Below are 17,565 nucleotides of genomic sequence, written 5' to 3' on the forward strand. Positions count from 1 at the left end.
AATGCTTTTTGCGCGTGCGGATCAGAGTCCGGCGTCGGCCTTCAGCGCCGCCACCTTGTCGAGTGCTTCCCACGTGAATTCCGGCTCGTCGCGGCCGAAGTGGCCGTAGGCGGCGGTTTTTGCGTAGATCGGGCGCAGCAGGTTGAGCGACTGGATGATGCCCTTCGGACGCAGATCGAAATGGCGGCCGATCAGCTCGACGATCTTCTCGTCGGCGATCTTGCCGGTGCCGAACGTATCGACCATTAGCGACACCGGCTTGGCGACGCCGATGGCGTAGGCGACCTGTACTTCGCAGCGGTCGGCGAGGCCGGCGGCGACGATGTTCTTGGCCACGTAGCGGGCGGCGTAAGCGGCCGAGCGGTCGACCTTCGACGGATCCTTGCCGGAGAAGGCGCCGCCGCCGTGGTGCGCTGCGCCGCCGTAGGTGTCGACGATGATCTTGCGGCCGGTCAGGCCGCAGTCGCCGTGCGGACCGCCGACGACGAAGCGGCCGGTCGGGTTGATCAGGTAGCGTGTCTTGTCGGTCAACATGTCTTTGGGCAACACCGGCTTGACGATCTCCTCGATCACCGCTTCCTCTATCTGTGCGTGCGATACGTCCGGGCTGTGCTGCGTCGAGACGACGACGGTGTCGATGGCCACCGGCTTGCCGTCGACGTACTTGACGGTGAGCTGGCTCTTGGCGTCCGGGCGCAGCCACGGCAGGCGGCCGTCCTTACGGACTTCGGCCTGGCGCTGCATGATGCGGTGCGCGTAGTAAATCGGCAACGGCATCAGCGACGGCGTTTCGTTGCACGCGTAGCCGAACATCAGGCCTTGGTCGCCAGCGCCTTGGTCGAGGTCGATCCCCTGGCCTTCGTTGACGCCCTGCGCGATGTCCGGCGACTGGCGGTTGATCGCGGCGAGCACGGCGCAGCTCTTGTAGTCGAAACCGATTTCGGAATCGTTGTAGCCAATGCGGCGCACGGCTTCCTGCGCGATTTCGCGGTAGTTGATGTGCGCCTTGGTGGTGATTTCGCCGGAAATGACGACGAGACCGGTCGATACCAGCGTCTCGCAGGCGACGCGGCCGTGCGGATCCTCGGCCAGGATGGCGTCGAGGACGGCATCGGAAATCTGGTCGGCGACCTTGTCGGGATGGCCTTCGGAAACGGATTCCGAAGTGAAGAGATACTCGTGGGCCATGTACTTCTGCTCCAAATGAAAAACCCCGTTGCAGCGGCGTGGCCGGCTCCGGGGTTTGAGCAGACGACGCTTTAGCAGTATTTCGAAACACTTAATTTGTGTTTCCTCGCCCTGCAAGTTGTCCTGATTAACTCGGCGAATGGGATAATTGTAGTTTTTCGGATTCTACGGGTCAAACTCGTTGCGAGTAGGGTTATTCAGGGGTTGCTTTTGGGTTCTTTCGGGGTTATTGCGTGATTCTTGTTTTCCGTTTCCTGAGTTATCTGCCGCTGTCGTGGCTGCACCGTCTCGGCGCCGTCGCCGGCTGGTTGTCCTGGCTGTTGTCGCCGACCTATCGCCGCCACCTGCGCGAGAACATGGCGCTGGCGCTCGGCGAGGATGGCGAACGGCGCGCCCGCTTTGGCGCCATCGCCAGCGCCGGCAAGACGTCGTTCGAGCTGCCGAAAATCTGGCTGCGCCCGCTGGAAGAAGCGGCCGCGCGCGTCGTCAAGATCACCGGCTGGGAACTGGTCGAAGCCGCCAGGCGCGAGGGCAAGGGTATCCTGTACCTGACGCCGCATCTCGGCTGTTTCGAAATCACCGCGCAATACCTGTCGACGCAGGCGCCGATCACCGTCCTCTACCGCCCGCCGAAGCAGGCGTGGTTGCAAACGATGATCGAGACCGGGCGGGCACGAGCGCAATTGCACATCGCCGCCGCCGATCTGGCCGGCGTGCGCTCGCTGATCAAGGCGCTGAAGAAGGGCGAAGCCGTCGGCATGCTGCCCGATCAGGCGCCGAAAATGGGTGAAGGGCGCTGGCTCGATTTCTTCGGCAAGCCGGCGTACACGATGACACTGGCGGCGCGGCTGACCGAGACGAACGCGGCCGCCATCATGGTCTGGGCCGAGCGTTTACCCGGTGGGGCGGGTTATCACTTCCATCTGCAACCGCCGACGCAAGCGTTTTCCGGCACGACCGAGGAACGCGCCCAACAGATCAACCACGAGATCGAACACCTGATCCGCCAATGTCCCGAGCAATACCTCTGGGGTTACAACCGCTACAAGCGCCCGCGCGGCGTCGAGGCGCCACCCGAAAGCCGCTGATGCAACTCGCCTTCTGCCTTTACAAGTACTTCCCGTTCGGCGGCCTGCAGCGCGATTTTCTGCGCATCGCGTTGGCCTGTCAGGCGCGCGGACACGCGATCCGCGTCTATACGGCCAAGTGGGACGGCGATGTTCCCGCCGGATTCGAGGTCGTCGTCGTGCCGGTGAAAGCCTTCACCAACGTGCGCCGCAACATCCGGTTCACCGACTGGTTGTTTCGCGATCTCGAACGGCGCCCAGCCGAGCGGGTGATCGGTTTCAACAAGATGCCGGGGCTTGACGTCTATTTCGCCGCCGATGCCTGCTACGAGGAAAAGGCGCGCACGCTGCGCAATTCGTTCTACCGGCTGTCCGGCCGCTACCGCCATTTCGCGGCCTACGAGCGCGCCGTTTTCGCGCCGGAGAGCAGGACCGAAATCCTGATGATTTCGCAGGTGCAGCAGCCGTTTTTCGAAAAACACTATGGCACGCCGAAGGCGCGTTTTCACCTGTTGCCGCCGGGAATTTCGCCCGACCGCCGCGCGCCGGCCAATGCGTCCGAGATTCGCGCCGACTTCCGCCGCGAGTTCGGGCTGGGCGACAATGACCTGCTGCTCCTGCAAGTCGGCTCCGGTTTCAAGACCAAGGGGCTCGACCGCAGTTTGAAGGCGCTGGCCAGCCTTCCCGAGTCGCTCAAGTCGCGCTCCCGGCTGATTGTCGTCGGCCAGGACGATCCGGCGCCGTTCCAGCGGCAAGCCAACGCGCTCGGCATCGCCGAACGCGTCAACATCCTGCCTGGGCGCAACGATATCCCGCGCTTCCTGCTCGGCGCCGACCTGCTGATCCATCCGGCCTACAACGAAAATACCGGCACGGTACTGCTCGAAGCACTAGTCGCCGGTCTGCCGGTGCTGACGACAGCGGTGTGCGGCTACGCGCACTACATCGAGGAAGCCGACGGCGGCCGCGTCGTGCCGGAGCCGTTCGCCCAAGAAACCTTGAACGCGACGCTGGCCGAAATGCTGACGGATACGGAGGCACGGGCACGCTGGCAAGCCAATGCGCTGGCTTTCGCCGAGACGGCCGATATCTACAGCAACGCCGAGCGCGCCGCCGACCTGATTCTGCAGGAGCGCCTGTGAGTAAAACCGTCGTTCATCTCGATGAGACGTTCCGTACGCTGTGGGCCGGGCGCGATCCGTTCGCCGCCGTCGAGGCGTTGCAGGGCGAAGTCTTCCGCGAACTCGAAGCGCGCCGCACCTTGCGCACCGAAGTCGGCGGGCGCGGCTATTTCGTCAAGATCCATCGCGGTGTCGGTTGGGGCGAAATTTTCAAGAACCTGTGCTCGCTGCGCCTGCCGGTGCTCGGCGCCGGCAACGAGTGGCAGGCGATCAAGCGGCTGGAACAACTCGGCGTTGACACCATGTGCGGCGTCGCTTTCGGGCAGCGCGGCGGCAATCCGGCGACGCAGCATTCGTTCATCGTCACCGAGGAGCTGGCGCCGACGATCAGCCTCGAAGACTACTGCCGCGACTGGCCGGTTACCCCACCGCCGGTGGCGATGAAGCGCGCGCTGCTCCACCGTGTCGCCGAGATGGCGCGGCGCATGCATCAAGGCGGCGTCAATCACCGCGACTTCTACATCTGCCACTTCCTGCTTCATCTCGACCCAGCGCCGACGCCCGACAACCTCAAGCTCTCGCTGATCGACCTGCACCGCGCGCAAATCCGCGCGCAGACGCCGCGCCGCTGGCGCGACAAGGATCTGGCCGGCCTTTATTTCTCGGCGCTCGACATCGGCCTGACGAAGCGTGACGTGCTGCGCTTCCTGAGGCTGTATTTCGACCGGCCGCTGCGCACGATTCTGCGCGATGAGGCGTCGCTGCTGCGCCAGCTTGAACGCAAAGCGGCGCGCCTGCACGCGCGCTACCTGCGCAAGTATGCGAAGGGGCCGGCGTGATTTTCTGGTGGTTTGATTCCGGTAACGCGACCGAGGGGCAGAAATGACAGGATGCTCGACTTCTCAAAACGAAGCGGTGCCGTTGCTGACGGCCGCCGACTTGCGGCAGCCGGCGCGCATGCCCGATGTGCCGTTCCGCGTCTCGCTGGCGGACGGGGCGTCCGTGACGGTAACGCGCCTGCTGCGTGTCCTGCCCGGCAAGCGTGTGGTCGGCGAGGCCATGTGGCGTGATCGTCCTGTGCTGGCCAAACTTTTTGTCGGTCATGGCAGCGACAAGTACTGGCAGCGCGAGGTGCAGGGCGTTGCTGCGCTACAGACGGTTGGCATCCCCACGCCGGTACTTCTTTTCAGCGGTCAGTTGCAAGGCGGAGGGCATGTCCTGCTGACCGGGTTTCTGGCCGGTAGTCGAACGTTGGCCGAACGTTGGTCGTTGGTGGCGGACCTGCCGGCGGGTCATCCCGAGGCAGTCGACGTGCTGCGTCCGGCATTTTCCCGGCTCGGCGAAATGCACGCCGCCAGGCTGGTCCAGACCGATCTGCATCTGGGCAACTTTCTCGATCATCAGGGCGTGCTGTATGTGATCGACGGTGACGGTGTGCGTAAGACGGGCAATCAGAAAGATTGCCTCGCCAATCTCGCGCTACTGATCGCACAGTTGCCCGTCGCATGGGATGCGCATCAGGCGGAACTCGTCGCGGCCTACGGTGCGCGGCAAACGGTGTTGCGTCCCGCTGCTGGCGCTTTGTACGCCGCCGTGGAAACGGCCCGCGCAAAGCGGCTCAGGCATTTTCTTGGCAAGACGTTGCGTGAGTGCAGCCAGTTTGCGGTCAGCCGCGACGGCGGCGATTTTGTCTCGGTCGTGCGTGCCGATCGCGAACGGCTGGCGGCCGTGCTGCAGTCGCCCGATCAGGCGATCTCCACCGGCAAAATGCTGAAGGATGGCGGCACTTGCACCGTTGCCCGTGTCGATGGGGCGGGCGGGGCGCTCGTCATCAAGCGCTACAACCTGAAGAATTTCCGCCATGCGCTGTCGCGCTGCTGGCGCCCGAGTCGCGCCTGGCACGCCTGGCTGGCCGGGCATCGGCTGGCGTTTTACGGCATTGCGACGCCGACGCCGTTGGCGCTCAAGGAAGAGCGCGTCGGTCCGCTGCGTCGGCGCGCTTTCCTGATCACGGAATTTTGTCCGGGCCGTAGTCTGCTCGAACATCTTGAGTCCGCTCGGGTTCCGCCGCCGGTCGAGGCTTCGGCTATCGTTGCCCTGTTCCAGACGCTGCATCGGCTGCGCATCAGCCACGGCGACTTCAAGGCGACCAATCTGCTCTGGCACGCCGGCGCGGTCGTCGTCATCGATCTCGATGCGATGATTCAGCACACGTCGGACGGCACGTTCCGGCGGGCCTGGCGGCGCGACCGCACGCGCTTCCTGCAGAACTGGCCGGCGGATTCAGTCCTGCATCGCTGGCTCGACCGCCACCTGCCCTGAAGGTCAGGCGGCGTCGGGAGTGTTGGAAGAAGGCGCCGCTTTTTCGTCGGCCGGCGTGTTTCCTCCGGCTTCGTTGAACTGCATCGCGTGCAGGCGGGCGTAATGCCCGTTCATCACCAGCAGTTCGGCGTGTGAGCCGCGTTCGACGATGCGCCCCTTGTCCATGACGAGGATCACGTCGGCTTTTTCGATCGTCGACAGGCGATGCGCGATGACGATCGTCGTGCGATTGGCCATCAGCCGGTCGAGCGCGCCCTGGATGTGGCGTTCCGATTCGGTATCGAGCGCCGAGGTTGCTTCGTCGAGAATCAGGATCGGTGCGTTTTTGAGGATGGCGCGGGCAATGGCCAGGCGCTGCCGCTGGCCGCCGGACAGGAGTACGCCATTTTCGCCGACGAGCGTTGAGAAGCCTTCCGGCAGGTGCTCGATGAACTCGCGCGCGTAGGCCGCTTCGGCGGCTTTTTCGACCTCGCTCAGCGGCGTGCTGGCCAGGTCGCCATAGGCGATGTTGTTGGCCACTGTGTCGTTGAACAGCGAAACCTGTTGCGTGACGAGCGCGATGTGGCGGCGCAGGTTGCGTAGCGTGTAATCCTCGATGTCGACGCCGTCGACGAGAATCTGCCCCTGTTCGTGGTGATAGAAGCGCGGGATCAGGCTGGCCAGCGTCGATTTTCCGCTGCCCGAGCGGCCGACGAGCGCCACCATCTGCCCCGGCCGGGCCGTGAAATTGATGTCCTCGAGCACGTTCTGCGTGCTGCCCGGATAGGCGAAGTTGAGGTGGCGGACTTCGAGCAGGCCGGAGACGCGCTCCTTCTCGACCGTGCCGTTGTCGACCTCCGGCTGTTCATCGAGCTGGGCGAAGATGGTTTCGGCGCCGGCCAGACCTTTCTGGATCGTTTCATTGACTTCCGATAACTGTCGGATCGGTTTGGGCAACATGCCGGCGGCCGTGATGTAGGCGACGAGGTCGCCGGCCGACGAATCGCCGCGCAGCAACAGGACGAGGAAGAGCACGGTGGCCATCGTCGTGAAAATGACGAGCTGCAGCGACGGGGTGAACGTTGCCGAGGTGCGCACCATCTTGAGTTGCTTGCGCGTGTTTTCGTCGCTGGCCGCGCGGAAGCGTCCGGCTTCGTAGTCTTCGCCGCCAAAGCTGCGCACGACGCGGAAGCCCTGGATCGTTTCCGACGTGACGTGGGTCAGATCGCCCATCGCCGACTGGATCTTGCGGCTCTGCTTGCGGAACTTGCGGCTGGCGCTATTCACCATCAGGCCGATGACCGGCAGGATAAGGACCATGACGGCCGTCAGCTGCCAGTTCATCCAGAGCAGGTAGGCGAACAGGAAAATGACCGTCATCCCTTCGCGGATGACGACCTTGATGGCGTCGGTGGCCGCGCCGGTGACCATCGTCACGTTGTAGGTGATACGCGAAACGAGATGCCCGGAATTGTTCTGGTCGAAAAAGGCGTTCGGCAGGTGCAACAGGCTGCTGAACATCTTCTGGCGCAAGTCGTTGATCAGCCCGAGCGAGACGCGCGCCAGATAGTAATTGCCGAGGAAGGAGCCGATGCCCTGCCAGCTGACGACGAGCACCAGCAGCAGCGGAACGCCGTAAAGCAGCTCCATCTGGCCGATCAGCGGAAAGGCGTAGCGGCTCGACGCCGGGGCAGCCAGCCCGTCGACGAAATACTTGAGGATGCCGGCCATCATCGGCTGGGCCGAGGAAAAAATGAGGTAGCCGACGATGCTGGTGATGAAATATCCGACAGAAGGCTTGAGATAGCCGAGAAGACGCAGATAGATCCTGAGGGAAGACTTCGCGGAAGGCGGGGCGGATTGCATCGTGTGAAAGTCGGAAAGTTGACGGGGGGTAAGAACGATTTTGCCGAAGCGGGCGCAATAGTAGCATGCAGTCTTTTTTCCCCTTTCGCCCGGGCTGGCGGTTGATTTCGTGCGTGACGCAGCGACAAGCCGCGACTCGGTATACTGGTCGTCCATCTGAGTTCCCGTCACGGATTGTCCACGTGCCATTGACAGCTTCATCCCCGCTCCGCATTCTCGGCATCGACCCGGGCTTGCGCGTCACCGGTTTCGGCGTGATCGAGAAGGTCGGGCACCGGCTTGCCTACGTCGCCAGCGGCTGCATCAAGACCGATGCCGAGGCCGCGCTGCCTAAACGTCTGGGGACGATTCATGCCGGCGTGCAGGAGTTGATCGCGCAATACCGGCCGGATCAGGCCGTCGTCGAAATCGTTTTCGTGAACGTCAATCCGCAATCGACGCTGCTGCTCGGCCAGGCGCGCGGTGCGGCGATCACGGCGCTGGTCGCCGGCAATATCGACGTTGCCGAGTACACTGCCTTGCAGATCAAGCAGGCCGTCGTGGGCAACGGCCATGCCGACAAGACACAGGTGCAGCACATGGTCCGTCGCCTACTGGCGCTGCCGGGCACCCCCAGTCCGGATGCGGCCGACGCGCTCGCAGGGGCGATTGCCCACGCGCACGGCGGGCAGGGACTCGGCGCGCTGTCGACCAAGGGCTATCGCATCCGTAACGGGCGCCTGCAATGATTACAGGCAAGCGCTTTCAACGCAGAGCCCGCAGAGATAAAGAGGGCGCAGAGAAACCCCCCCGAGATATTTCCTCTGTTTTTCTCTGTATCTCTGCGCACTCTGCGATCTTTGCGTTAAAAGCGGTTTAACCATTTAATAAGGACTCCCGAATGATCGGCAGACTGACCGGAACATTGCTTGAAAAGAACCCGCCGCAGGTCGTCATCGACGTGCATGGTGTCGGCTACGAGGTCGATGTGCCGATGAGCACCTTCTACAACCTGCCCGCCAACGGCGAAAAGCTGACGCTGCTGACGCATTTCCTCGTGCGCGAGGACGGCCAGTTTCTCTATGGCTTCGGCTGCGAGGCCGAGCGTTTCGCCTTCCGCCAGTTGATCAAGGTTTCCGGTATCGGCGCGCGCATGGCGCTGGCGGTGCTTTCCGGCCTTTCGGTGAGCGATCTGGCGCAGGCGATTGCCCGTCAGGAGGCCGGACGGTTGACCAAGGTGCCCGGCATCGGCAAGAAGACCGCCGAGCGCCTGCTGCTTGAGCTCAAGGGCAAGCTCGCCGAGGCGGTGCCGGCGGCGGCGTTTGCTGTCGAGGACAGCCAGCATGACATCCTCAATGCGCTGCTGGCGCTGGGTTACAATGACCGCGAAGCTTCAGCCGCGCTGAAGCAGCTACCAGCCGGCGTTTCGACGTCCGACGGTATCCGTCAAGCTCTCAAACTCCTGTCAAAAGCATGAACCAACAGACTTTCACCGATCACAAGAAGATCATCCAGTTCGCCATCGTCGCGTTGCTGTTGATCGGCTGCATTGCCGTCCTGCTGCCGTTTGTCGGGACCTTGCTCTTTGCCGCGGTGATCTGCATCACCACCTCGCCGATCCGCAAGGGCTTGCTGGCGCTGTGCCGCGGCCGCAGTTCCCTGGCTTCCGCCGTGATGTCGATCCTGTTGCTGCTGTTGCTGGCGGCACCGGTCGCCCTGCTGTCCGGAACGATCGCCGACGGGGTCGAGGCGGGGATCCGCTACTTCAAACCGCTTCTTGAAAACGGCTTGCCCAGCGATGCGCCGAGCTGGGTGCTGAATGTTCCGGTCATCGGCCAGGATCTTGCCGATTACTGGCACCGGCTGGTGGCCAGCCGGGAGGAAATGAACGGACTGCTGCGCCAGCTCGTCGAGCCGACACGCCAATTGGCACTGGCCACCGCGTCGTTGTTTGCCCAAGGGATGCTGCAGCTGGTGCTGGTGATCTTCTTCGTCTTTTTCATTTTTCGTGATGCGGATGAGTATGTGGATGCACTGCGCAATGGCAGCCGCAAGCTGGCCGGCGACCTTGGCGAACGTATGCTCAGACTGGTTGACAACACGGTCACTGGCGTCATGGTTGGCATTGTCGGCACGGCCGCCGCGCAGGCGCTGGTGGCCATGCTCGGCTTCCTGATCGCCGGCGTTCCGGCCGTGGTCGTGCTGACCTTTGCGACCTTCTTCTTCTCGATGGTGCCGGTCGTCGGCGCGACGCTGATCTGGGGCGGCGCCGCCGGCTGGCTCTACAGTACGGGGCAGACCGGCTGGGCCATCTTCATGGTCTTGTGGGGCATGTTCGGCATCAGCGGTGTCGACAACTTCATCAAGCCGATCCTGATTTCGCGCACCTCGGCCCAACCGCTGCTGCTGATCGTCGTTGGCGTCTTTGGCGGCGTGCTGATGTTCGGCTTCATCGGCCTTTTCCTCGGCCCGACATTGCTGGCGCTGGGGCAAGTGCTGATCCGCGAGTGGCTCGGGCACGTTGATCGGGACACGTCCTCCATCCAGTCATGATTCAAAAAGACCACTTTGCCGACAGCTTCAGCAGCCAGGACAGCAATGCGGCGGCGGGCAGCCGGCTGATTTCGCCCGAATCGAAATCGGCGCAGGAAGATGCCATCGAGCGCGCCCTGCGCCCGAAACGGCTCGCCGATTACGTCGGCCAGGCCAAGATCCGCGAGCAGTTGTCGATCTTCATCGAAGCCGCCAAGCGCCGTCAGGACACGCTCGATCACGTGCTGCTGTTCGGCCCGCCCGGCCTCGGCAAGACGACGCTGGCGCACATCATCGCCGCCGAAATGGGCGTCAATCTGCGCCAGACCTCCGGCCCGGTGCTCGAACGCGCTGGCGATCTTGCCGCCATGCTGACCAACCTCGAACCGCACGATGTGCTGTTTATCGATGAGATTCACCGTCTCTCGCCGGTCGTTGAGGAAATCCTCTACCCGGCGATGGAGGATTTTCAGATCGACATCATGATCGGCGAAGGGCCGGCCGCCCGTTCGGTCAAACTCGACCTGCCGCCGTTCACGCTGGTTGGTGCGACGACGCGCGCCGGCATGCTGACCAATCCGTTGCGCGACCGCTTCGGCATCGTCGCCCGCCTGGAGTTCTACACGCCAGAAGAGCTCACGCACATCGTCACCCGTTCGTCGCAACTGCTGAAAGTCGACGCCGATCCGGGCGGCGCATTGGAAATCGCCCGTCGCTCGCGCGGCACGCCGCGCATTGCCAACCGCCTGTTGCGCCGCGTGCGCGACTTCGCCGAGGTCAAGGCCAACGGCCGCATTTCGCAAGAGGTTGCCGATCTCGCCCTGGTGATGCTTGATGTCGACCACGGCGGTCTCGACCTGATGGACCGCAAGCTGCTCTCGGCCGTCATCGACAAGTTCGGCGGCGGACCGGTCGGTGTGGACAATCTGGCCGCCGCCATCGGCGAGGCGCGCGACACGATCGAGGATGTGCTCGAGCCGTTCCTGATCCAGCAGGGCTTCCTGCAGCGCACGCCGCGCGGCCGCATTGCGACGGCGGCCATTTACCGCCATCTTGGGCTCGATGCGCCGGCGCGAAGTGGTCAGTCCGATCTCTGGTAATCGTGTAGTGGCCGCTTGAAGTGCTGTAAAACAATGGCTTGATACAAATTCTTACATTAATGCTTTCACTGCGGAACTAGAATCTCACGCCATGAAACACGAGCAGAAGCCGAACGCGTTCACCCTCCCCGTTCGCATTTACTACGAGGATACCGACGCTGGCGGTGTCGTCTATTACGCCAACTACCTGAAGTTCCTCGAACGCTGCCGCACCGAATGGTTGCGCACGATCGGCCACGATCAGGCCGACCTGATGCGTGATCCGGGCATCGCCTTCGTCGTGCGCAGCGTCAGCCTCGAATACCTGAAGCCGGCGCGGCTCGATGAAATGCTGACGGTCAGCCTTGAGGTTGAACGCATCACCCGCTCGCAGATTTTCTTCCGCCAGCACATCCGGCGCGCCAATCCGGCCGTCGAAAACGGCTGGGACGAACTGATCAGCGGCAAGATCCAGATCGTCTGTGTCAATGCCGCGAAGATGAAGATCACCTCCATTCCTGAACCGTTGCGCACCCAACTGGAAGCCATCCAATGAACGTTTCGCAAGACCTCTCCATCCTGCATCTGATCCTCAACGCCAGCGCCGTCGTCCAGGCGGTGATGTTGATGCTGGCCAGCGTTTCCTTCATGTCCTGGTACTACATTTTCCGTAAGTGGTTTACGGTCAAGGAAGCGCGCGAGCAGACCGAATTTTTCGAGCGCGACTTCTGGAGCGGCGGCGACCTGAACGCGCTCTACCAGAATGCCACCAGCAACCGGCACGAGACGGGCAGCATGGAGCGCATCTTCGAATCCGGCTTCCGCGAATTCACCAAGCTGCGCGGCCAGAAGAACCTCGATCCGAAGGACGTGATCGACGGCTCGCGCCGTGCGATGCGCGCCACTTACCAGCGCGAGGTCGACCAAATCGATTCGCATCTTGCCTTCCTCGCCTCGGTCGGCTCGGTCAGTCCGTACGTTGGCCTTTTTGGCACGGTGTGGGGGATCATGCATGCGTTCCGCGGGCTGTCCAACGTCGGGCAGGCGACGCTGTCGACCGTCGCGCCGGGCATCGCCGAAGCACTGGTGGCGACTGCCATCGGCCTCTTTGCCGCGATTCCGGCCGTCGTCGCCTACAACCGCTTCTCGCACGAGATCGACCGTCTGTCGACGCGCTTCGAGTCGTTCATGGAAGAGTTCTCCAACATTCTGCAACGCCAGATGCGCTAAGCCGGAGTTGCCATGCGTCCCCGCCGCCTGAAAAACGAAATCAACGTTGTTCCCTACATCGACGTCATGCTCGTGCTGCTCGTCATCTTCATGGTGACGGCGCCGATGATGAACACGGCCAGTATTGATGTGCCGTCGGCCGGCAAGACGAAGCAGGCGCCGATGGATGCGATCTACCTCAATATCGATGCGGACAAGGCGTTCTCCCTTACCGAGAACGGGAAGACCGGCGGCCAACTCAGTGAAACCGAGGCGTTCGAGAGGATTGCCGACGCCATGGACAAAAACGCCGAGCAGCCCGTCCTCATCAACGCGGACAAGAATCTGAAATACGAAGTCGTCGTACATACGATGGATGCGTTGCGCAAGCAGAACGTCAAGAACGTCAGTCTTCTCGTGCAAACGACCGGTAAATAGGCAAAGCGGACGCCGTGAATAGCCATCAGCCTCTGCAATACGATGAGCCGACCAACAAGGCGGCGCTTGCCCTTTCTGCGGCAGTGCACGCCGTGCTCTTGGTGGTGCTGTTTTTCGGTGTGCAATGGAAGAATGAGCAACCGGGCGGTATTCCCGTCGATGTTTATTTCGGCAATCCGGCCGCCAGTATTCCGCCTCCGGAGCCTGTCCGAGAACCTGAGCCGGAGCCCGAATCAAAGTCAGAGCCGAAGGTTGCGCCAAAGCCGGAGCCCAAGGCCGTCGAAAAGCCGCAGATTGATCCGCAAATCGCCCTCAAGGACAAGGAACGGCGTGAGCGGGAGGAAAAAGCGAAGCTTGAGAAAGAGCGTCTGGAAAAAGAGAAGGCAGAGAAACTGAAGAAGCAGAAGCTCGAAGAAGAGAAAAAACTGAAAGAGGAAAAAATCCGCAAGGAGAAAGAGGAAAAAGCGCGCAAGGAAGAAGAAAAGAAGAAGCGCGAGCAGAAGGAAAAAGAGGCGCGTGACGCCGAGGTCAGAAAGCAGCTTGACCGCGAGCGCAGGCAGTTGCAGCAGCAACGAACCAATGTCGCGCGCGCTCAGCAAGACGCCGCTATTCGCGCCGAACTTGAAGGAACGCGCGGTTCGCCTCACGGATCACCGACCGGCAGCAGTGCCGGAACCAAAGGTGGCGGCGGCAGCGCCGACAGCCAGGGCAAGAACGCGTACATCGAAAGTATTCGCCGCAAGATTCGGGGTCATACGGTGCTTCCGCCCGGTATCGAAGGCAATCCGGAGGCGATTTTCGAGGTCATCCAGTTGCCGTCGGGGGAGTTGATCAGCGTCAAGCTGAGCAAATCGACCGGCAACAAGCAGCTTGATGACGCCATTGAGCGCGCGATTCGCAAGTCGGAACCGTTGCCGCAGCCACAGAAAACCGAGTGGTTCGACCGCACGCTGAAACTGAAGTACAAGCCTTTTGCGGAGTGAAACGTCAATCCCGGTGGTCTGAATTACTTTTCGTTACATTTTGTAACCCAGTCAAAAGTCTATAATCCCGCACTTATCTCCGGACGCCAACTACCATGCTTCGACCCTTGCTCAAATTGCGTGGCCTGAGCCTGATCGCTTTCAGTGCCTTGGCTTTCGTCCAGGCAGCGGCCTATGCCGAGCTGTCGATTGAAATCACCGGCGCCGGTGCTAGCCGCATCCCGGTGGCGATCGCCGATTTTGGTGGTGAGCCGGGATCGGCGCGCGCCGTGACCTCGGTCATCCGCGGCGACCTTGAACGCAGCGGCTTGTTCAAGCTGATCGATCCGAGCGGTCTGCCGATGACCGAAGAAACAAGTCCGGCGTATGGCGACTGGCGCAGCCGCGGCGCCGATGCGCTGGCGGCCGGCAGCATCAGCCCGACCGGAGGTCGGCAGGAAGCGCGTTTCCGCCTTTACGACGTCAATAAGCAAACGGCGCTCGCGGGGGCGGCTTTCGTGACCTCGACGCCGATGTTGCGCGCCGCGGGACACCGTATCGCCGACGAGATTTATGAAAAGCTGACCGGTGAGCGGGGCGTGTTCTCGACCCGCATCGCCTATGTCGTCAGGAAAAGTGCGCAGCGCTACGAGCTGCATATCGCCGACGCCGACGGCCAGAATGCCCAGACGGCCCTGATTTCGAAAGAACCGATCATCTCCCCGGCCTGGTCTCCCGATGGCGGACGGTTGGCTTACGTTTCGTTCGAGAACAAGAAGCCGGTTATTTACGTGCATTCGCTGGCCAGCGGACAACGTACCGTTGTCGCCAACTTCAAGGGGTCGAATTCGGCGCCGGCCTGGTCGCCTGATGGAAGCAAGCTCGCGGTCGTGCTTTCGAAAGATGGTGGCTCGCAGATTTTCACGGTCAATGCGAACGGTTCAGGCGCGCAGCGCGTGACGACGACGGCCGGTATCAGCACCGAACCTTTTTTTGCACCTGATGGACAATCGATCTATTTCACTTCGGATCGCGGCGGCAGCCCGCAGATTTATCGCAGCAGCCTTTACGGCGGCGATACGCAGCGCATTACCTTCGAAGGCAGTTACAACGTTTCTCCCCGTATTTCTCCCGATGGAAAGTCGATGGCCTTCATCAGCCGTCGCGATGGCGGTTTCCGCCTTGCCGTGATGGATCTTGCCAGCCGCCAGACACAAGTGCTGACCGAGTCACACAAGGACGAATCGCCGAGCTTTGCGCCTAACGGCCGCATGATCCTGATTGCTACCGAACTCGGAGGCCGTGGTGTTCTCTCGGCGGTGTCCGTCGATGGTCGCATCAAACAGAGGCTTTCCATTCCCGCCGGAGATGTACGAGAGCCGGCTTGGGGTCCTTTTGCCAAGTAGTCCTTAACCCGAATTGTCGCAGGAGAAATAAAATGAAACAGCTCATCATCCCCGCTCTTATCGCATTGCTCGTCGCCGGTTGCAGCTCGACGCCCGACGGCGATCAGGGCGGAGCCCCGGTTGAATCGCGTGATGGAAAGGTGGCTACGGTCACCGCCGGTGGCGTGGATGGACGTAATCTGCCGCGCGAACTGACCGACCCGAACAGCATCCTTTCCAAGCGCAGCGTCTATTTCGACTACGACAAGTTCGACATCAAGGCTGAGCACAAGGATCTCGTCGCCGCTCATGCCAAGTTCCTCTCCAACAACCGTCAGTTCAAGATGCTGATCCAGGGCAATACCGACGAGCGCGGCAGCCGCGAGTATAACCTCGCGCTTGGCCAGAAGCGTGCGGATGCGGTCAAGAAGGCGCTGACGGTACTTGGGGCGCGTGAGGACCAGATCGAGTCGGTCAGCCTTGGCGAGGAAAAGCCGAAGAACACCGCGCAGAACGAAGCCGGTTGGGCTGAGAACCGCCGCGGCGACATGCTCTACAGCGGCGAGTTCTGAGATGACGCCCCGCCGCCTGCGTCTTGCGCCTGTCTTGTCCACGCTCGCGCTGCTGCTCGCCACATTGGGTGCGCAGCCGGCGCGGGCCGGCCTGTTCGACGATGAAGAGGCGCGGCGGCAAATCAGGGATACGTCGTTCAAGGTCAATGATCGGATTGATGCGTTGTCGAAAGGTCAGATCGACCTCGTCAATCAGATCGTTGCCCTGCGCGAGGAGAATGCCCGGTTGCACGGGCAGGTCGAGACGCTGACCTTTGAGCTGGAATCGGCCAAAAAGCGTCAGCAGGATTTCTATATCGATCTCGATACCCGCCTGCGCAAGCTCGAACCGCAGGCACCAAGCGCTTCGTCCGAGGCGAAGCCGGCCGAGGATGGAGGTGGTCAGGCGGCGGAGGCGAGCCCGAAGCCGGCCGGCGATCCGGCGGCCGAATCGCGTGAGTATGAGTCGGCCTTGAATCTCTTCAAGGCCAACAAGATCAAGGAGGCCGGCGCGGCTTTTGCCGCCTTCGTCAAGGCACACCCGGACAGCACGCTGGCACCGAGCGCGCAGTATTGGCTCGGCAACGCACACTATTCCTTGCGCGACTGCAAGAAGGCGATCGATGCCCATCGTGTGGTGGTCAGCAAGTGGCCGCAGCATGCGAAAGCGCCGGATGCGCTGATCAATGTCGCCACCTGCCAGCAGGAACTGGGTGACGACAAGGGCGCGAAGACGACGTTGAATGCGGTGGTGATCAAATACCCCGGCAGTCCGGCGGCAGAAACCGCAAAACAGCGTCTCAAGAAGTAAGGCGTGAGTCACTCGGATTCTTCGATCTCGCTGAAAATCAGCGAGATTTTCTTTTCGCTGCAAGGGGAGTCGACGCGCGCCGGTTTGCCGACGGTATTCATCCGGCTGACCGGTTGCCCTCTGCGTTGCACTTGGTGCGATACGGCGCATGCCTTCTCCGGTGGGCAACGGCGAACGCTCCCCGAAATTCTGGAAGAAGCGGCCCGTTATGCGCCCCGGCATGTCTGCGTGACCGGCGGCGAGCCGTTGGCGCAGAAAAATTGCCTGCCTTTGCTCGTCGCGTTGTGCGACGCCGGGTACGACGTGTCGCTTGAAACCTCCGGCGCGCTCGACATCGCCGGCATTGACCCGCGTGTTTCACGGATTGTCGACCTGAAGGCCCCAGGATCTGGCGAGCTGGCGAAAAATCGCTGGAAAAACCTCGATTTGCTGACGCCGAATGATGAACTCAAGTTCGTGCTGAAAGACCGCGTCGACTACGAGTGGGCGTGCGACACGGTGCGTGGCCGCCGTCTTGATCGCGTGTGCCCGGTACTTTTTTCTCCCGTCCAGGGCTCTCTCGACCCGCGCCAGCTTGCCGAATGGATCGTCGAGGATCGATTGCCCGTGCGCTTCCAGATTCAGCTCCATAAACTGCTTTGGGGTAACATGCAGGGCAAGTAGGCGGTCCCGGTCGTGCGGGACTGCATTTCCAGGAGAGGTTCATGAGCAACGAGCGCCGCCACTATTCCCGCATCGCCTTCCATACGCCCGCCACGCTGACCGTTGCTGGCCGGTCGATTGATCTGCTGGTGGCCGATCTGTCGCTCAAGGGGGCGTTGGTCGAACTTCCCGCGCCGATCCCCCTTGCCGTGCACGAGGCGTGCGTGTTGAACGTGCATTTCAACGAAGTCGACGATATCGTCATGGAATGCGTTGTCGCCCATTGCGAAGATGGGCGGGTGGGGCTGCTCTGCAAGACAATCGATCTCGATAGCGCGACCCACTTGCGTCGTTTGGTCGAACTCAATCTGGGCGATCCGGAACTGCTTGAGCGCGAATTGTCAGCCTTGATCGCCGCTTAGCCGATCGTGTTC

General features: G+C 62.0%; 19 protein-coding genes. 17 read left to right on the forward strand and 2 right to left on the reverse strand.

The window, feature by feature from the left end:
• Nucleotides 1–21 precede the first annotated feature (21 nt).
• Nucleotides 22–1,188, reverse strand: a complete 1,167-nt coding sequence (metK, locus tag GH659_RS04195; RefSeq protein ID WP_153109510.1) for a methionine adenosyltransferase — start codon at nt 1,186–1,188, stop codon at nt 22–24.
• A gap of 233 nt (nt 1,189–1,421) precedes the next feature.
• Here metK and GH659_RS04200 point away from each other — a divergent pair, with 233 nt between their 5' ends.
• The 4 genes from GH659_RS04200 to GH659_RS04215 are packed head-to-tail and all read left to right on the forward strand — an operon-like array spanning nt 1,422 to nt 5,698.
• A complete protein-coding gene (locus GH659_RS04200; protein ID WP_153109511.1) occupies nt 1,422–2,276 on the forward strand; it encodes a lysophospholipid acyltransferase family protein in 855 nt (284 codons plus the stop codon).
• On the forward strand, nt 2,276–3,397 hold the full coding sequence (locus GH659_RS04205; RefSeq protein ID WP_153109512.1) for a glycosyltransferase family 4 protein: 1,122 nt from the start codon (nt 2,276–2,278) through the stop codon (nt 3,395–3,397). The genes GH659_RS04200 and GH659_RS04205 overlap by 1 nt, the downstream gene beginning before the upstream one ends.
• Nucleotides 3,394–4,215: a lipopolysaccharide core heptose(I) kinase RfaP gene (gene rfaP, locus GH659_RS04210; RefSeq protein WP_153109513.1), complete on the forward strand. Its 822-nt coding sequence runs from the start codon at nt 3,394–3,396 to the stop codon at nt 4,213–4,215. The genes GH659_RS04205 and rfaP overlap by 4 nt, the downstream gene beginning before the upstream one ends.
• A gap of 43 nt (nt 4,216–4,258) precedes the next feature.
• Nucleotides 4,259–5,698 (forward strand): lipopolysaccharide kinase InaA family protein, encoded by a 1,440-nt coding sequence (locus tag GH659_RS04215; RefSeq protein ID WP_153109514.1) that lies wholly within the window; start codon nt 4,259–4,261, stop codon nt 5,696–5,698.
• Nucleotides 5,699–5,701: 3 nt separating this feature from the next.
• On the opposite strand, the gene msbA is transcribed toward GH659_RS04215, so the two are convergent.
• Nucleotides 5,702–7,543, reverse strand: a complete 1,842-nt coding sequence (gene msbA, locus GH659_RS04220) for a lipid A export permease/ATP-binding protein MsbA (RefSeq protein WP_153109515.1) — start codon at nt 7,541–7,543, stop codon at nt 5,702–5,704.
• 188 nt (nt 7,544–7,731) lie between these two features.
• On the opposite strand from msbA, the gene ruvC reads away from it, so the two are divergent.
• The 13 genes from ruvC to GH659_RS04285 all read left to right on the forward strand — a co-directional run bounded on the left by ruvC (nt 7,732) and on the right by GH659_RS04285 (nt 17,553).
• On the forward strand, nt 7,732–8,271 hold the full coding sequence (ruvC, locus tag GH659_RS04225) for a crossover junction endodeoxyribonuclease RuvC (RefSeq protein WP_246167708.1): 540 nt from the start codon (nt 7,732–7,734) through the stop codon (nt 8,269–8,271).
• Nucleotides 8,272–8,423: 152 nt separating this feature from the next.
• Nucleotides 8,424–8,999 carry a Holliday junction branch migration protein RuvA gene (gene ruvA / locus GH659_RS04230; protein WP_153109517.1) on the forward strand — a complete coding sequence of 192 codons (576 nt, stop codon included), beginning with the start codon at nt 8,424–8,426 and terminating at the stop codon, nt 8,997–8,999.
• Nucleotides 8,996–10,075 carry an AI-2E family transporter gene (locus tag GH659_RS04235; RefSeq protein ID WP_153109518.1) on the forward strand — a complete coding sequence of 360 codons (1,080 nt, stop codon included), beginning with the start codon at nt 8,996–8,998 and terminating at the stop codon, nt 10,073–10,075. The genes ruvA and GH659_RS04235 overlap by 4 nt, the downstream gene beginning before the upstream one ends.
• Nucleotides 10,072–11,154 carry a Holliday junction branch migration DNA helicase RuvB gene (gene ruvB / locus GH659_RS04240; protein ID WP_211364099.1) on the forward strand — a complete coding sequence of 361 codons (1,083 nt, stop codon included), beginning with the start codon at nt 10,072–10,074 and terminating at the stop codon, nt 11,152–11,154. Before GH659_RS04235 ends, ruvB begins: the two co-directional genes overlap by 4 nt.
• 91 nt (nt 11,155–11,245) lie before the next feature.
• Nucleotides 11,246–11,689, forward strand: coding sequence for a tol-pal system-associated acyl-CoA thioesterase (ybgC, locus tag GH659_RS04245; RefSeq protein ID WP_153109519.1), 444 nt, complete (start codon nt 11,246–11,248; stop codon nt 11,687–11,689).
• Nucleotides 11,686–12,363: a protein TolQ gene (tolQ, locus tag GH659_RS04250; RefSeq protein WP_153109520.1), complete on the forward strand. Its 678-nt coding sequence runs from the start codon at nt 11,686–11,688 to the stop codon at nt 12,361–12,363. The genes ybgC and tolQ overlap by 4 nt, the downstream gene beginning before the upstream one ends.
• A gap of 12 nt (nt 12,364–12,375) precedes the next feature.
• The gene (locus GH659_RS04255) at nt 12,376–12,780 is read left to right on the forward strand and encodes a biopolymer transporter ExbD (protein WP_153109521.1); all 405 of its coding nucleotides are present in this window, start codon (nt 12,376–12,378) and stop codon (nt 12,778–12,780) included.
• A 14-nt stretch (nt 12,781–12,794) separates the two neighbouring features.
• Complete coding sequence (tolA, locus tag GH659_RS04260; protein WP_170285822.1) at nt 12,795–13,763, forward strand: cell envelope integrity protein TolA; 969 nt, start codon at nt 12,795–12,797, stop codon at nt 13,761–13,763.
• A gap of 95 nt (nt 13,764–13,858) precedes the next feature.
• A complete protein-coding gene (gene tolB / locus GH659_RS04265; RefSeq protein ID WP_153109523.1) occupies nt 13,859–15,148 on the forward strand; it encodes a Tol-Pal system beta propeller repeat protein TolB in 1,290 nt (429 codons plus the stop codon).
• A gap of 32 nt (nt 15,149–15,180) precedes the next feature.
• The gene (gene pal / locus GH659_RS04270; RefSeq protein ID WP_153109524.1) at nt 15,181–15,699 is read left to right on the forward strand and encodes a peptidoglycan-associated lipoprotein Pal; all 519 of its coding nucleotides are present in this window, start codon (nt 15,181–15,183) and stop codon (nt 15,697–15,699) included.
• Nucleotide 15,700: 1 nt separating this feature from the next.
• Complete coding sequence (gene ybgF, locus GH659_RS04275; RefSeq protein WP_153109525.1) at nt 15,701–16,489, forward strand: tol-pal system protein YbgF; 789 nt, start codon at nt 15,701–15,703, stop codon at nt 16,487–16,489.
• 3 nt (nt 16,490–16,492) lie between these two features.
• Nucleotides 16,493–17,152, forward strand: coding sequence for a 7-carboxy-7-deazaguanine synthase QueE (gene queE / locus GH659_RS04280; RefSeq protein WP_153109526.1), 660 nt, complete (start codon nt 16,493–16,495; stop codon nt 17,150–17,152).
• 41 nt (nt 17,153–17,193) lie between these two features.
• Nucleotides 17,194–17,553: a PilZ domain-containing protein gene (locus tag GH659_RS04285; protein ID WP_153109527.1), complete on the forward strand. Its 360-nt coding sequence runs from the start codon at nt 17,194–17,196 to the stop codon at nt 17,551–17,553.
• Nucleotides 17,554–17,565 lie beyond the last annotated feature (12 nt).

This window comes from Propionivibrio limicola (genome assembly GCF_009469695.1).
Taxonomy (GTDB): Bacteria; Pseudomonadota; Gammaproteobacteria; order Burkholderiales; family Rhodocyclaceae; genus Propionivibrio; species Propionivibrio limicola.

Coding starts and splice junctions, on each gene's coding strand:
- metK (WP_153109510.1), bottom strand. CDS start 1,188: ATGGCCCACGAGTATCTCTTCACTTCGGAATCCGTTTCCGAAGGCCAT.
- GH659_RS04205 (WP_153109512.1), top strand. CDS start 2,276: ATGCAACTCGCCTTCTGCCTTTACAAGTACTTCCCGTTCGGCGGCCTG.
- GH659_RS04215 (WP_153109514.1), top strand. CDS start 4,259: ATGACAGGATGCTCGACTTCTCAAAACGAAGCGGTGCCGTTGCTGACG.
- msbA (WP_153109515.1), bottom strand. CDS start 7,543: ATGCAATCCGCCCCGCCTTCCGCGAAGTCTTCCCTCAGGATCTATCTG.
- ruvA (WP_153109517.1), top strand. CDS start 8,424: ATGATCGGCAGACTGACCGGAACATTGCTTGAAAAGAACCCGCCGCAG.
- GH659_RS04235 (WP_153109518.1), top strand. CDS start 8,996: ATGAACCAACAGACTTTCACCGATCACAAGAAGATCATCCAGTTCGCC.
- ruvB (WP_211364099.1), top strand. CDS start 10,072: ATGATTCAAAAAGACCACTTTGCCGACAGCTTCAGCAGCCAGGACAGC.
- ybgC (WP_153109519.1), top strand. CDS start 11,246: ATGAAACACGAGCAGAAGCCGAACGCGTTCACCCTCCCCGTTCGCATT.
- tolQ (WP_153109520.1), top strand. CDS start 11,686: ATGAACGTTTCGCAAGACCTCTCCATCCTGCATCTGATCCTCAACGCC.
- GH659_RS04255 (WP_153109521.1), top strand. CDS start 12,376: ATGCGTCCCCGCCGCCTGAAAAACGAAATCAACGTTGTTCCCTACATC.
- tolB (WP_153109523.1), top strand. CDS start 13,859: ATGCTTCGACCCTTGCTCAAATTGCGTGGCCTGAGCCTGATCGCTTTC.
- pal (WP_153109524.1), top strand. CDS start 15,181: ATGAAACAGCTCATCATCCCCGCTCTTATCGCATTGCTCGTCGCCGGT.
- ybgF (WP_153109525.1), top strand. CDS start 15,701: ATGACGCCCCGCCGCCTGCGTCTTGCGCCTGTCTTGTCCACGCTCGCG.
- GH659_RS04285 (WP_153109527.1), top strand. CDS start 17,194: ATGAGCAACGAGCGCCGCCACTATTCCCGCATCGCCTTCCATACGCCC.